This is a genomic window from Methylorubrum podarium (assembly GCF_040270385.1).
Lineage (GTDB): Bacteria > Pseudomonadota > Alphaproteobacteria > Rhizobiales > Beijerinckiaceae > Methylobacterium > Methylobacterium podarium.
The window spans coordinates 1-14,257 of sequence record NZ_JBELQE010000130.1; the positions used below are offsets into that span (position 1 = coordinate 1).

General features: G+C 71.5%; 13 protein-coding genes and 1 pseudogene. 6 read left to right on the forward strand and 8 right to left on the reverse strand.

Annotation, left to right across the window (positions count from 1 at the left end):
* Positions 1 to 598: pseudogene (locus tag ABS772_RS24915) on the reverse strand (hypothetical protein); the annotation flags it as partial.
* A complete protein-coding gene (locus ABS772_RS24920; protein WP_350397379.1) occupies positions 595 to 1,665 on the reverse strand; it encodes a ligase-associated DNA damage response exonuclease in 1,071 nt (356 codons plus the stop codon). The pseudogene ABS772_RS24915 and the gene ABS772_RS24920, both read right to left, overlap by 4 nt.
* Before the next feature lie 46 nt (positions 1,666 to 1,711).
* On the opposite strand from ABS772_RS24920, the gene ABS772_RS24925 reads away from it, so the two are divergent.
* Positions 1,712 to 2,707, forward strand: a complete 996-nt coding sequence (locus tag ABS772_RS24925; RefSeq protein ID WP_350397380.1) for a methyltransferase domain-containing protein — start codon at positions 1,712 to 1,714, stop codon at positions 2,705 to 2,707.
* Between the two features lie 35 nt (positions 2,708 to 2,742).
* Complete coding sequence (locus tag ABS772_RS24930; RefSeq protein ID WP_350397381.1) at positions 2,743 to 3,501, forward strand: YoaK family protein; 759 nt, start codon at positions 2,743 to 2,745, stop codon at positions 3,499 to 3,501.
* Between the two features lie 69 nt (positions 3,502 to 3,570).
* On the opposite strand, the gene arfB is transcribed toward ABS772_RS24930, so the two are convergent.
* Together arfB and ABS772_RS24940 are read right to left on the reverse strand one after the other, a co-directional pair.
* The gene (gene arfB / locus ABS772_RS24935; RefSeq protein WP_238256937.1) at positions 3,571 to 3,996 is read right to left on the reverse strand and encodes an alternative ribosome rescue aminoacyl-tRNA hydrolase ArfB; all 426 of its coding nucleotides are present in this window, start codon (positions 3,994 to 3,996) and stop codon (positions 3,571 to 3,573) included.
* A gap of 24 nt (positions 3,997 to 4,020) precedes the next feature.
* A complete protein-coding gene (locus ABS772_RS24940; protein ID WP_238256936.1) occupies positions 4,021 to 4,299 on the reverse strand; it encodes a BolA family protein in 279 nt (92 codons plus the stop codon).
* 157 nt (positions 4,300 to 4,456) lie between these two features.
* Here ABS772_RS24940 and ABS772_RS24945 point away from each other — a divergent pair, with 157 nt between their 5' ends.
* The 3 genes from ABS772_RS24945 to cobT all read left to right on the forward strand — a co-directional run bounded on the left by ABS772_RS24945 (position 4,457) and on the right by cobT (position 8,484).
* Entirely contained in the window at positions 4,457 to 5,155 is a 699-nt protein-coding gene (locus ABS772_RS24945; protein WP_238256935.1) for a J domain-containing protein, read from the forward strand.
* Between the two features lie 326 nt (positions 5,156 to 5,481).
* Positions 5,482 to 6,465 (forward strand): cobaltochelatase subunit CobS, encoded by a 984-nt coding sequence (gene cobS / locus ABS772_RS24950; protein ID WP_238256934.1) that lies wholly within the window; start codon positions 5,482 to 5,484, stop codon positions 6,463 to 6,465.
* A gap of 111 nt (positions 6,466 to 6,576) precedes the next feature.
* On the forward strand, positions 6,577 to 8,484 hold the full coding sequence (gene cobT, locus ABS772_RS24955) for a cobaltochelatase subunit CobT (RefSeq protein WP_350397384.1): 1,908 nt from the start codon (positions 6,577 to 6,579) through the stop codon (positions 8,482 to 8,484).
* A gap of 197 nt (positions 8,485 to 8,681) precedes the next feature.
* Here cobT and ABS772_RS24960 read toward each other — a convergent pair whose 3' ends face one another.
* Together ABS772_RS24960 and ABS772_RS24965 are read right to left on the reverse strand one after the other, a co-directional pair.
* On the reverse strand, positions 8,682 to 8,894 hold the full coding sequence (locus tag ABS772_RS24960) for a hypothetical protein (protein WP_350397386.1): 213 nt from the start codon (positions 8,892 to 8,894) through the stop codon (positions 8,682 to 8,684).
* 98 nt (positions 8,895 to 8,992) lie between these two features.
* A complete protein-coding gene (locus ABS772_RS24965; protein WP_407943020.1) occupies positions 8,993 to 9,853 on the reverse strand; it encodes a transporter substrate-binding domain-containing protein in 861 nt (286 codons plus the stop codon).
* A gap of 266 nt (positions 9,854 to 10,119) precedes the next feature.
* Between ABS772_RS24965 and ABS772_RS24970 the strand changes: the two genes are divergently transcribed.
* On the forward strand, positions 10,120 to 11,955 hold the full coding sequence (locus ABS772_RS24970) for a glycosyltransferase family 2 protein (RefSeq protein WP_350397389.1): 1,836 nt from the start codon (positions 10,120 to 10,122) through the stop codon (positions 11,953 to 11,955).
* Here ABS772_RS24970 and ABS772_RS24975 read toward each other — a convergent pair.
* Positions 11,906 to 12,499 carry an SCO family protein gene (locus ABS772_RS24975; RefSeq protein ID WP_350397391.1) on the reverse strand — a complete coding sequence of 198 codons (594 nt, stop codon included), beginning with the start codon at positions 12,497 to 12,499 and terminating at the stop codon, positions 11,906 to 11,908. The genes ABS772_RS24970 and ABS772_RS24975 overlap by 50 nt on opposite strands.
* Positions 12,500 to 12,652: 153 nt before the next feature.
* Positions 12,653 to 14,110, reverse strand: coding sequence for a siroheme synthase CysG (gene cysG / locus ABS772_RS24980; protein WP_350397392.1), 1,458 nt, complete (start codon positions 14,108 to 14,110; stop codon positions 12,653 to 12,655).
* Positions 14,111 to 14,257: the final 147 nt, after the last annotated feature.

Here is a 14,257-nt window from a genome sequence, read left to right on the forward strand (position 1 = left end):
GGCCACGGTCGGGCTGGAGGAAGAGGGTGAGGCCGCTCGCACACTCCGTGTCGTGCGCATCCCCTCTCCCCGCGTGCCGGGAGAGGGCTTCGGCGACCTCGTCGTCGCCGAAGCGAGCCGGCAGGCGATGGTGAGGGGGCTTGTCCGAAGGAGCCTCACCGGGAAGCGCCCCCTCACCCTCGCTACCGCCCATCGCGCCGACGCCCCCAGTTGGGCCTGCCCGACTTGGATCCTGGGGGGCGGATCTTGGGTAGACCCAAGTTCCGTGGTCGTCGCGACCCTCTCCCCGCGTGCGGGGAGAGAGGGATGCATCCGCCCTGTCGTTCGGCCCCGGCCAGATCAGCGCCGTCGTCTCGGCGAGATCGCCGACGTAGTTGTGCGAGAGCGCGAACAGCACCGGATCGACCCGCTCCTCCACCAGGGCGCGGATCAAAGCCGGCTTGGCCTCGCGGAACGTCAGCCCGCCGGTCATCGCGGCCAGCGCCCAGCCGCGCTCGGGGTCGGGCGTGCCGGCGAAAAAATCCTGGAGCAGGCGCAGCTTGGCGTTGCGGCGCGGCTCGTAGGCGAGGCGGTCGAGAAGGTGGGCGAACTCGTTCACGCCGAAGCCTCCGCCATTGTCGGGTCGTGGCCCGGATCCGGCTCCGCCTCGCCGTCGTCGCCGTAGCCGAGCAGGTGCAGCGGCTTGGCGCGGATGCCTTGGGTCCCGCACCAATGCACCAGCGCATCCTCCTGTCCGTGCGTGACCCAGACCTCCTCCGCGCCGGTGTCGAGGATCGTCCGGCACAGGTCCGGCCAGTCGGAATGGTCGGAGATCACGAGCGGCAGCTCGACGCCCTTCTGCCGGGCGCGGGCGCGCACCCGCATCCAGCCCGAGGCGAAGGCGGTGACCGGATCGGGGAATTTGCGCGACCACAGATCCTGGATCGAGGACGGGGGGCAGAGCACGATGGCGCCGTGCAGATCCTTCCGGTCCGCGGCCACCACCTTCGGCGTCTCGCCGAGGGGCACACCCTCCCGCTTGTACAGCTCGGTCAGCTTCTCCATGGCCCCGTGCAGGTGGATCGGCCGGTCCCAGCCCTCCTCGCGCAGCAGCGCCATCACCCGCTGCGCCTTACCGAGGGCGTAGGCGCCGACGATGTGGGCGCGCTCCGGGAACAGCGTCACCGACTCGATCAGCTTGCGCACCTCGCCCCGCGTGTCGGGGTGGCGGAACACCGGCAGGCCGAAGGTGGCTTCCGTGATGAACACGTCGCAGGGCACCACCTCGAAGGGGAGGCAGGTCGGGTCGGGCGCGCGCTTGTAGTCGCCCGAGACGACGATGCGCTGCCGCGGCCCCTTGCCCTCGCGCTCGATCGCGATCTGGGCCGAGCCGAGCACGTGGCCGGCGGGTGCGAAGAACACGGTGACGTCGCCGATGCGCATCCGCTCGCCGAGCCGGGCCTCCTGGCGGGAGGCACAGAAATCCTCGCCGTAGCGCACGGCCATGATCCGGAGCGTCTCGGGCGTCGCCAGCACGGTCCCGTGGCCGGCGCGGGCGTGGTCGGCATGGCCGTGGGTGATCAACGCCCGCTCGACGGGCCGCGTCGGATCGACGTGGAAGCGCCCGAGCGGACAATAGAGACCCTCGCGGGTGAGCGTCAGGAGATCGGAGGCGCGTTGCGACATCGGCCGGGATATAGGGCGGATCGTTTCTCACCACCGCAAACGCGCCATGTCCCGCCAACGCTCCTCGGGCGATCTCCTCGCCGACCGCCGCTACGCCTATGCCGAGGCCTGCCTCGCCGAGGGCGACCCCGAAGCGGCCGCGGAGATGGCGAGTCAGGCGCTCGATCTCGCGCCCGGCTACGCGCCCGCCTGGTTCCTGCTCGGCCGCGCCCGCGAAACCCGCTTCGGGCAGAGCCGCGACGAGTCCGACCGGCAGGCGGCGCTCGCGGCCTTCGAGCGGGCGCTCGCGCTCGACCCGGCGGACGCGCTCGGCAGCCGCCTGCACCAGGTGGCGCTCGCTGGCGGCGACGCGCTCGCGGCGATGTCGCCGGCCTATATCCGCGCGCTGTTCGACGGCTACGCCCCGCGCTTCGAACGGCATCTCGTGGACGAACTCGGCTATTGCGGGCCGGCGCTGATGGTCGCGGCGCTCGATGCGGTGCTCACATCGCACGTGTCTTGTGCATCGCAACACTTTCCGAACGTGCTCGATCTCGGCTGCGGCACCGGGTTGATGGGCCGCGCTCTCGCGGGCCGCACCGGGCATCTGGCGGGCTGTGACCTGTCTCTCGCCATGCTGGCGTTGGCCGGCCGCACCGGACTCTACCAGCGGCTGGTCGAGGCCGACCTCGTCACCTTCCTCGCCGGCGAACCGGACGCCTCGGCCGACCTGATCCTGGCCGCGGACGTCTTCATCTACCTCGGCGATCTCGCCCCGACGCTCAGCGGCATGGCCCGCGCTCTGAGGCCCGGCGGGTTCGCCGCCTTCACCGTCCAGTCGCCGCAGGCTGAAGAGACCGGTGTCGTGCTCGGCGCCGACGGCCGCTACGCCCACGCCGACGCCTACCTCACGGCCGCGGTGCAACGGGCCGGCCTGAGCATCATCGAGATGCGCCCGGCCGCCATCCGGCGCCAGAGGCGAATGGACGTCCCAGGACGCGTCTTAATCCTGCACAAAGACTTGATCGGAGCGCGTGAAATCGGGGCAACCGTCGAGCCGTAATACCGTTGTGCTGCGGAGCAACATCAGGGGACCCGATGGCTGACGAGTCGAACAAGGCCTTTCCAGCAAGTCCCGTGACGCGGGTGCCCTTCGCTTTGATGCTGGCCGGCACCGCCGGCGCCGCCGACTCGATCGGCTTCCTCGAATTCTCCCAGCTCTTCATGTCGTTCATGAGCGGCAACACCACGCGCTTCGGCGCGGCCGTGGCCGGCTTCGACTGGGACGGCACGACCCGCTTCGCCAGCGTGATCGCCCTGTTCTGCTTCGGCGCCTTCCTCGGCACCCTGATCGCCGCCTGGGCCGGCCGCTTCCGGCTCTCGGTCCTGCTCATCATCCAGGCGGTTCTGTTCGCCCTCGGCCTGCTGGTGCCGTTCGGCTCCACGGCCTTCCCGCTCCACGCCTATCCGATCGTGCTGGCGCTCGGCATCCAGAACGCGACGCTGCAGGACGAGGCCGGCCGCAGCCTCGCCATCACCTACGTCACCGGAACGGTGGTGCGCTTCGGCGCGGGCGTGGCCAACCTGATCCTGCACAAGCCGGCGCCGTCGTTCTGGCTGCAGGCGCCGCTCTGGGGCGCGCTCAGCACCGGCGCCGTGGTCGGCGGCTTCCTGCACGGATGGTTTGGCGAGCGGGCCTTCCTGTTCCCGGCCGGCTTCGCCGCCCTGCTGGCGGTGGTCTCGCTGGTGCTGACGCTCCTGCTCAAGGACACGCCCTACGTCTCGGGCCTCGCCGCCCCGCAGCCGGACGCCCATCCGGAGGCGAAGCCGACGGCGACCGTGCCGGCCGCGGTCTGAGCGCGGCCCGCTGCATCGCCGGAGCATCGTCTCTTTCCGAAAGCCGGCAACCACCTTTCGGACGATGCCCTACCCATCATCACCCGGGCCGCCGCGCAGCCGCTTGACGCCGCTGCGGCGGCTCTTCTCGTCGAGGCGCCGCTTCTTCGAGGCCAGGGTCGGCCGGGTGGCGCGGCGCGGGGTCGGCGGCACCGCCGCCTCCGCCACCATCGCCGCGAGCCGCTCCCGGGCATCGGCCCGGTTGCGCTCCTGCGTGCGGAAGCGCTGGGCGGTGATGACGAGCACGCCCTCCCCCGTCAGGCGCCGGCCGGCGAGCCGCATCAGCCGCACCGCCACGGCGTCGGGCAGGCTGCGGGAGCGGCGCACGTCGAAGCGCAGCTGCACCGCGGTCGAGAGCTTGTTGACGTTCTGCCCGCCCGGACCGGAGGCGCGCACGAAGCTCTCCTCGATCTCGGCCTCGTCGATCTCGATCTGCGGCGTGCAGCGGAGCGCCACGGCGGTCGCCCTTCCGTCCCAGGATCAGCCCGCCTCGCCGGGGGTGCGGGCCCGCACCGCCAGCGCGTGCAATCCGCGCTTAAACGCATCGTCGAGGAGCCCGTTGACGAGTCTGTGACGCTCGACCCGGCTCTTCCCCTCGAACGCCGCCGACACGACATCGAGCCGGAAATGGGTCTCGCCTTCCGGCCGGGCACCGGCATGGCCGGCGTGGAGATGGGACTCGTCCACGACATCCAGCGCGGTCGGCGCCAGTTCGGCGTCCAGGCGCCCGGCGATCCAGTCCTTCAGGGTCCCGGTCATCGTGTCCTCGCTGCGAACGAACGTGCTTCGAAAGTGTTTGCGACAGTGTCCGTCTGGCACGGTCCGGGCACAAAAGCGTCAACCCCGGATCGGCGCATGCGGCATCAGGCCCGACGGCCTTCCCGTCGGCGCATCCGCCCCTCATAATCGGCCCGTCATGGATCTCAACTCGCCGCTGTTCGACCGCATCCGCATCAAGCCGACCTGCGACGATCCCAAGTCGGGAGCGAAGGCGGGGACGCGCGGCGGTGCGCGGGCCGGTGCCGGAACGGCGGCGACCGAGGCGGCCTGCGAGGCGCAGGGCTGCACCCATCCGGGTCTCTACCGCGCCCCCAAGGGCCGCAAGCAGGAGGGGCAGTACTGGCGCTTCTGCATCGATCACGTCCGCGCCTACAACGCCGCCTACAATTATTTCGACGGCATGAACGATGCCGCGGTCGAGGCCTATCAGAAGGACGCGATGATCGGCCATCGGCCGACATGGTCGATGGGCGTGAACCCGGCGGCGGGCGGCGAGGGCAAGGGCGCCAAGCCCGGCGACAAGCCCGAGGCCGAGCGCGACTGGGCCTATGCCGACCCGCTCGGCATCCTGCGGGCCAACGGGCTCGGCGGCGGCGCGAACCGGCGTCAGGCGCCCCAGGAGCCGCAGCGGCCGCGCCACTCGGCGGCGGTGCGCAAGGCGCTCGACGTGATGGGGCTCGAGGAGACCGCCGACACGGCGGCGATCAAGGCGCAGTACAAGACGCTGGTGAAGCGCTTCCACCCGGATGCCAACGGCGGCGACCGCTCCTTCGAGGATCGCCTGCGCGACATCATCCGCGCCCACGACGTGCTGCGCGCGGCCGGGATGTGCTGAGGCCCGCGCCGTGCCGGTCTCCGGCACGGGCTGTGCGTGCGGCCCCTGCGCCGTGCGCCGATCCGTCCGGCGGCGGGTGGGGCAGCAAATGTCCGTGCGCGTCCTATATGCATCGGGTACCGCTTCCTCGCGAAGCCGGCTTCCCGGATGTGCCGTCCTCTGGGCCGGCCCCTCTTTCTGGCTGAGCCCCCTTGGCGATGCCGAGGGGCGGCGATTAAGTAAGACATCCGCCCGCTTCCCTGTGGGCCGCCCGGCAGGTGAGTGACGATTGAAAGCGCGGTCGCGCGGGCTTCACGCTCGTCCCGGCCGCCCCGATGAGGTTCCGTATGCTGTCTGACGATACGCCCGCTTCCCTGCCCGACCGCCAGGTTTCCGTCCGCGAGGTGTTCGGTATCGACCTCGACCTCAAGGTGCCGGCCTATTCCGAACCCGAGGAGCACGTGCCGGACCTCGATCCGGACTACATCTTCGACCGGGAGACGACGCTCTCGATCCTCGCCGGCTTCGCGCGCAACCGCCGCGTCATGGTCACCGGCTATCACGGCACCGGCAAGTCGACCCACATCGAGCAGGTCGCGGCGCGGCTGAACTGGCCCTGCGTGCGGATCAACCTCGACAGCCACGTCTCGCGCATCGACCTCGTCGGCAAGGACGCCATCGTCCTGCAGGACGGCAAGCAGGTCACCGCCTTCCAGGACGGCATCCTGCCCTGGGCGCTGCAGAACAACGTCGCCCTCGTCTTCGATGAGTACGATGCCGGCCGCCCCGACGTGATGTTCGTGATCCAGCGCGTGCTGGAGGTCTCCGGCCGCCTGACGCTGCTCGACCAGAAGCGCGTCATCCGCCCGCATCCGGGCTTCCGCCTGTTCGCCACCGCCAACACGGTCGGCCTCGGCGACACGTCCGGCCTCTATCACGGCACCCAGCAGATCAACCAGGGCCAGATGGACCGCTGGTCGATCGTGACCACGCTGAACTACCTGCCGCACGACCGCGAGGTCGACATCGTGCTCTCGAAGTCGCCGCACTACCGGAGCGATGGCGGGCGCGACACGGTCAACCGCATGGTGCGGGTGGCCGATCTCACCCGCAACGCCTTCATGAACGGCGATCTCTCGACCGTCATGAGCCCGCGCACGGTCATCACCTGGGCCGAGAACGCCGACATCTTCCGCGACATCGGCTTCGCCTTCCGGGTGACCTTCCTCAACAAGTGCGACGAGCTGGAGCGGCCCCTGGTGGCCGAGTTCTACCAGCGCGCCTTCGGCAAGGAACTGCCCGAGAGCGCGCTGAACGTCGCGCTGAGCTGACCGGACAGCCGTCCCGGCGCCGACAGGCGGCCGGGACGGCGCCGGTCCCCCGGTATCGAGGCGCTGCCCCGACCGGGCCTTCGAACTCGATTCGGTGGCGTCCGCGAAGATATGGCCCTGACCAACCGCCCCAAGACCGGCGATCGCAAGGAACCCGGCGCCGAGCCGCTGAAGCGCTCGGTGGCCGGCTGCCTGCGCGCCATCGCCAAGCGGCCGGAGATCGAGGTCACCTATGCCAGCGACCGACCGGCGCTGATCGGCGACAAGGCGCGCCTGCCCGAGCCGACCCGGCGGATCACCGCCGAGGACGCGGCGATTCTGCGCGGGCACTCCGACTCCATGGCGCTGCGCCTCGGCTGCCACGACACGAGCGTCCACCGCCGGCTCGCCCCCGACAACGCCGCGGCGCGCGCGGTCTACGACGCGGTCGAGCAGGCCCGCGTCGAGGCGATCGGCTCGCGCCGGCTCGACGGCGTGGCCGCCAACATCACCGCGATGCTGGAGGACCGCTACCATCGCGGCGGCAAGTACGAGAACATCACCGACCGGGCCGACGCGCCGATGGAGGACGCCGTCGCGCTGATGGTGCGCGAGCGCCTGACCGGCCAGAAGCCGCCGCCCGCCGCCGCCCGGATCGTCGATCTGTGGCGCGAGCATATCGAGGCGCGGGCCGGCAAGAACCTCGACGGGCTGCTCGGCTCGATCGAGAACCAGCGCAGCTTCGCCCGCTCGGTGCGCGACCTGCTCTCCTCCCTCGACATGGCCGACGAGACCCCGCTCGATCAGGACGACGAGAGCGACGAGGACGAGAACCAGGCCCAGGACGACGAGCAGAGCCCGAGCGAGGGCGAGGCCGAGGAGAAGAGCCAGGGCGACCGCGCCGAGATCGAGGTGAGCGACGAGGCCACCGACGAACTCGACGAGGGCGCGACCGAATCCGCCGACGCGCCCTCCGGCGAGCTGCCGGAGGAGGCCGAGGACTCGGAGTCGGAGGAGGCGTCCGAATCCTGGCGCCCGCCGAGCCAGCGCGGCAACGAGCGCACCGGCCCCGATTACCGGGTCTACAACCCGCGCTTCGACGAGATCGTCGAGGCCGAGGAGCTCTGCGACGCCGAGGAGCTGACGCGGCTGCGCAGCTACCTCGACAAGCAGCTCGCCCACCTCCAGGGCGTGGTCGGCCGCCTCGCCAACCGCCTGCAGCGCCGCCTGCTGGCGCAGCAGAGCCGCGCCTGGGACTTCGATCTGGAAGAGGGCCAGCTCGACCCGGCCCGGCTCGTGCGCGTCGTCACCGATCCGTTCCAGCCGCTCTCCTTCAAGCAGGAGAAGGACACGGACTTCCGCGACACCGTCGTCACGCTGCTGCTCGACAATTCCGGCTCGATGCGTGGGCGCCCGATCACGGTGGCGGCGACCTGCGCCGACATCCTCGCGCGCACGCTGGAGCGCTGCGGCGTGAAGGTCGAGATCCTCGGCTTCACCACCCGCGCCTGGAAGGGCGGTCAGTCCCGCGAGGCGTGGCTCGCCGGCGGCAAGCCGCCCAATCCCGGCCGCCTGAACGACCTGCGCCACATCATCTATAAGAGCGCCGACGCGCCGTGGCGCCGCGCGCGAAAGAATCTCGGGCTGATGATGCGCGAGGGCCTGCTGAAGGAGAACATCGACGGCGAGGCGCTGGATTGGGCCCACAAGCGCCTGCTGGCCCGGCCCGAGCAGCGCCGCATCCTGATGGTGATCTCCGACGGTGCGCCGGTGGACGACTCGACCCTCTCGGTCAATCCCGGCAACTACCTGGAGCGCCACCTGCGCTACATGATCGAGGAGATCGAGACCCGCTCGCCGGTCGAGCTCCTGGCCATCGGCATCGGTCACGACGTGACGCGCTACTACCGCCGCGCCGTGACGATCATCGACGCGGAGGAGCTCGGCGGGGCGATGACGGAAAAACTCGCGGAGCTGTTCGAGGAGGATGCCGGCCTGTCCCGCGGCGGCGGGATGCGGCGCGCGGCCGGGCGGCGCTGACGCTCGACTCCGGGGACAGGGCTCGCACAGCGATCCGGTATCGGGCCGGAATCTCCGCCGTCAGAGAGAAGCCGAAGCCATCCAGCACGCGACGCTTCCGGCCGGGTCGCGCCGCTGGATCGCGTCGCGTCCGCTCGCGAGGACGGAGGGTCGCGGGACCCGAGGTGATCAATCGAAAACGGTGGGAGGGGAAAGCGTCAGCGCGACCCGTCGGACCATCCGTCCTGCCGCAGTTCGGGCTTCAGGATCATGCGGCCCTCGTAGCCGTCGTAACCGCCGCTATAGGTGAAGCGGTTGAGCGCGAGCTTCCGTCGTCTCTCCAGGGAAACATCGCTCTCCCGGAGCGAGGGACTGGGCTCTCCGACGCGGCGGCGCGCTTGTCCGGTCGAGGTGCTGTACGGCTTCGGCATGCGCGGATGGTCCATTCGAGCCTTAAGGTCAGCCGGGGCGTGCGAGCCCCGTGGGGTGCCGGCGTCACGCTACAGCAGTTAGGGCGATCCAGCCCAGGTCAGAACGGACTGACCGGAAAAAACCGTAGATAAAGCTCGGCGTACTTCCCGTCGTCCCACACCCGCTGCAGCGCATCGTCGAGGGCGCGGGCCAGCGCCGCGTCGTCGGTGCGGGTCACGAAGCCGATGCCCTCGCCGAAATAGCGGTTCTCGAGGTAGTCGCCGCCGGAGAAGGCGCAGCAGCTCTCCGCCTCCTGGCCGTTCAGCCAGAGCGCGAGACTCAAGCCGTCGGCGAAGAGGTACTCGACTTCGCCGCGCTTGAGCGCGCTCTCCGCCGCCGAGAGGTCGGTGAAGGTCTTGCGCGTCGTCTTGGGGAAGTACGCTTTCAGGTAGGCCTCGTGGGCGCTGCCCTCCACGATGCCGACGCTCCGCCCGGCGAGCGCGGTCGCCGAGGGGGCGGGCAGGCCGCGATCCTTGCGGGCGATGAAGCGGGCCGGCCAGCGGAAATAGGGCCGCGTCGCCAGGAACCGCGCGCGGAGTCCCGCCGTCAGGGGCACGGCGGCGGCCACCACGTCGCCCTGCTTGTCGGCGAGCGCGTCGAGTAGGGTGTCGAACCGGCGCGCCTGGACGGTGCAGGTGATCGCCAACCGCTCGCAGACCGCGCGGGCGAGTTCCACGGCGAAGCCCGTCGGCGTCCCGTCCGGCCCCGCGAAATGCAGGGGCGGGAACTCGTCGTCGGTCATGAACCGCACCGCCCGTCCCGTCTGCGGCGCCTCGACGCGCTCGCCGCGGGCCCGCGGATTCCAGAAGTTCGGGATCGCCGCGGCCGGCGGTTCCGCGACGGCGGTGGCGGAGGGCTGTTGTGCCTGTGCAACGCCCGCGAGCAGGCTCAGCAGAACACCACCGATCGCGGCGGGCAACGCCCACCGGGATCTTGACGCGGAGGTTGAGGAAACGGAGCGATACACGCTGTCGGAAAGGTCGAGGCCCATACCTTTTCCTAGCACGGCCCAGGGTCTCGGGGAGCCGCCTCCTGCACGACCTTGCCGACCTCCGTGATGTCGACGCGTCTCCCAGCCAAACCAGGGCGGCCGCGGGCGGAGGGGACGCGGCTCGGTCGGCCGGATTCGAACCATCGGCTGCCGGGCGTTGGCCGGCGGAGGTCGCCTTCCTCGCCGAGGAAGGCGTGCCGCCGCAGGTGCTGGATCGGGCCTGCGCCATCGCCCGCCGCTGCGGGACCGATGCGGCGACGGCCCTGCTCCATGTCGGCCTTCTCTCCGAGGACGCCTTCTACCGGGCTTTGGCCCGGCGGCTCGGGACCCCGTTTCTCGACGGCCCCATCCGGTTGGGCGACGGCCTGCGCTACCCGCACTGCCTCACCGTCGGCGCCGCGCCGCTGGCCCCCGATTCGGCCGCCCTCGTCGTTGCCGCTCCGCGCGGCGCGGCGGTGGGCAGGCTGATCCGGGCGGCGGAGGGGCTGGAGGGCCGGCAGGCCATCACGACGCCGACGCGCCTCAGGCAGGCGGTGTTCGCCCGGCACGGCGAGGGCATCGCCGCCGAGGCGTCCGAAGCCTTGGGGCGTCTGCGGCCGGACTGGTCCTGCCGTCCGGGACCGCAAGTTCTGGACCTCGCGCTCGCCGGGGCCGTGCTCGCCCTCTTCGTCGCACTCCTGCGCCTTCCGAGCGTCGTCGGCTTCGTCGTGCTGGCGCTGATCCAGGCCCTGATGCTGGCGCTGCTCACCTTCCGCCTCGCGGCCGTCGGCACCCGCGTCGCCGGGCTGGCGGGGCCGCGGCCGGTGCTCCTCGATGATGCGAGGCTGCCGACCTACACGGTCGTCGTCGCCCTCTACCGGGAGGCCGCGGTGGTGCCGCGCCTCGTCCGGACGCTCGCGCGGCTCGACTACCCGGCGGCCAAGCTCGACATCAAGTTCCTGCTGGAGGCCGACGACGCGGAGACGGCCGCCGCGCTCGGCGCGGTGCCGTTCCCGGCCCGGTTCGAGGTCGTGATGGTGCCCGACGGCCGGCCGCGCACGAAGCCGCGGGCGCTCAACGTGGCCCTGCCGCTGGCGCGGGGCGAGCACCTCGTCGTCTTCGACGCGGAGGACGTGATCGAGCCGGACCAGCTCCGGCGCGCGGCGACCCTGTTCGCCCAGTCGCCGCCCTCGACCGCCTGCCTCCAGGGACGTCTCGTCATCGACAACGAGGCGGACGGCTTGCTGCCCCGCCTGTTCGCGATCGAGTACGCCGCCCTGTTCGACGTGCTGGCTCCGGCGCTGGCCGCATGGCGGATGCCGATCCCGCTCGGAGGCACCTCGACGCATTTCCGGACGCGGGTGCTCCGCTCGCTGCACGGCTGGGACGCCTGGAACGTCACCGAGGACGCCGATCTCGGCCTGCGCCTCGCGCTCGCCGGCTACCGCGTCGGCGACCTGCCGAGCTCCACCTACGAGGAAGCGCCGAAGCGCCTCAGGGCGTGGCTGCGGCAGCGTTCCCGCTGGATGAAAGGCTTCCTGCAGACCAGCTACACCCACGGCCGGCATCCGCGCGCGGTCTACCGCCGTCTCGGTCCGGCGGAGAGCCTGTGCGCGCTGGCCTTCGTGCCGGGCACCGTCGCCTCGGCCCTGTTCTACCCGTTCCTGATGGCGGGGAGCCTCGGCGAACTGTTCCTCGCTCCGTCGGGCGAGGGCACGGTCCTGGCGCATCTCACCCGGGCGGGGGCCTGGACCGTCTTCCTCGCCGGCCTCGCGGCGATCTGGCTGCCGGGCATCGTCGGCTGCCTGCGGCGGGGCTGGCGCGATCTCCTGCCCTTCGTCGCTCTGCTGCCGCTCTACCACGGGCTGGTCGGCCTCGCGGCGTGGATGGCGATGATCGAGTGGCTGCGCGACCCGCACCGGTGGAACAAGACCGAGCACGGGCTGGCCCGCACCTCCCGCACCGGAGCGCTCGGGCGGCGTCCGCGGGGCCGCGTTGCGGTCAGATCCGCTTCGACAGCTCCGCCGCCGTCTCCGCCGCCGGCCGGTTGAGGTTGACCGCGCCGACGAAGCCGTTGCGGGTGTCCATCAGGTAGACGAGCGCGGTGTGCTCCATCGTGTAGTCGCCGCCCTGGCTCGGCACCTTCTTGGCGTAGGCGCGGAAGCTCTTCACCGTCGCCGCCACCTGCTCCGGGCTTCCGGTGAGGCCGGTGATGCGCGGATCGAAGCTCGACAGGTAGGTCTTGAGAGATTCGGGCGTGTCGCGCTCAGGGTCAACGCTGACGAAGGCGACTTTCAGCCTGTCGGCCTTGGGCCCGAGCGCCGCCATTACGTCGCTGATCTGCTGGAGCGTGGTCGGGCAGACGTCGGGGCAATGGGTGAAGCCGAAGAACATCAGGTAGGGCTTGCCGGCGAAGTCGCGCTCGCTGACCGTCGTCCCGTCCTGGTTGACCAGGGTGAACGGCCCGCCGATGCCGCTCGGGCCGCTCTGCGGATGCTGCGGCACCAGCGTCATCACCAGGGCGACCGAGAGTGCCACAAGGCCCGCGACGAAGGCAGCGAGCGGCAGGAGAACGCTGCGGGACGGACGGCGCATGGGGTCCTCGAAGGCGTGACGGAAGGCGGCGCGGCGGCGGCCGGGCGCGTCGGGGCGGGTCAGAGCGCTGCCCCTCCCATCACAGAGCCGGGAGCGCGCGGCAAGCCCGCGCGACGCCGCAAGGGAGTTGGGTCGCGCGGGCCCTGCGGCGTTTCAGGAGGCTTCGGCCCGGATCTCGACGGTCGCGTCCGCGCCGCGGGCGTTGTGCCGGCGCAGGGCTTCGCCGACCATCAGGAGCGCCGGCCCTTCGAGGTTCGAGGCCTCGATCCGTTCGGCGAGGTCGGCGGCGGTGCCGGCCACGGTCGCCTGCTTCGCGCGGGTGGCGTTGAACACGACGAGGGCCGGCGTCCCGGGCGCGAGCCCCTCGGCGACCGCCCGCTCCAGCAGGGCGCGCAGCGTGCGCTTGGGCATGTAGACGATGGTGGTGACGCTTCCGTCGGCGAGCGCGCCCCAGTTCAGGTCCTCGGGCAGCGCTCCGCGCCGGTCGTGGCCGGTGACGAATTGCAGGCGCCGGGCCGCGTCGCGGTGGGTGAGCGACACGCCGAGGGACGCCGCGGCCCCCTGGGCGGCGCTGACGCCGGGGACGATGGTGCAGGGAATGCCGGCCGCCTCGCAGGCTTCGATCTCTTCGCCAGCCCGGCCGAAGACGAGCGGATCGCCGGATTTCAGGCGCACTACCTGCTTGCCGGACTTCGCCAGCGAGACCATCAGGGCGTTGATGTCGTCCTGGCGGCAGGACGGGCCATGGCCGGTCTTGCCGACCAGCATGGTCCGGGCCTCGCGGCGGGCATAGTCGAGGATCTCGGGGGCGACGAGGTCGTCGTAGAGGATCACGTCGGCGTTGCGCAGGGCGCGCAGGGCCTTGAGGGTGAGGAGTTCGGCATCGCCCGGCCCGGCGCCGACGAGGGTCACCGCGCCGCCCGCGGGCAGCGCCTCGGCCTGACCCATCAGGTCGGCGAGGTCGGCGTCGGTGGGCGCGCGGTCGGGCTCGGCGAAGGCCCGGTCGGTGAAGCGCTCCCAGAAGCCGCGCCGCTCGGAAAAGCCGTGGAAGCGGGAAGAGACCGCCTCGCGCCAGTCGCGGGCGGCGGCGACCCAGTGCTTGAAGCCGCGCGGCAGCATCGCCTCGATGCGCGCCCGCACCGTCTGCCCGAAGACCGGGGCGGCGCCCTCGGTCGAGATGCCGACCACCAGCGGCGAGCGGTTGACGATGGCGCCGAACTTCACGTCGCACAGGTGCGGCCGATCGACGGCGTTGACGATGGCGCCGGCCGCCCGCGCCGCCGCAACGAAGGCGATGCAGTCGTCCTCGTCCTCCATGGCGCCGATGGCGAAGGCCGCGCCCGCGAGATCCTCGGGCGTCCAGCGCCGCTCGTGCAGCGTCACCGAGCCGGCGGCGATCTCGGCCGGCACGCCGCGCAGCTCCTCGCTGGGCTCCTCGGCGTAGACATCGACCCGGGCGCCGGCGGCGGCGAGCAGCTTCACCTTCCAGGGCGCGCCGCCATTGGAGCCGGCGAGGACCGCCCGCTTGTCCTGCAGCGGCACGAAGACGGGCAGCACCGCCAGCGGCTCGAGGCCGGCGCGGGTTTCGCGGGGTTGGCGGGGCGTGGTCATACGATCTGACGCGTTCGGTTCACGGGGTGCCGGTGCGCTCCCCTCCCCCCTGTGGGGAGGGGAAAGCTTCTCACGCCTCCGCCTTCGCGTTCTTGCGGCCGAACAGCTCGCGGAACACGGGGTAGATGTCGCGGCGGTGGTTCACCT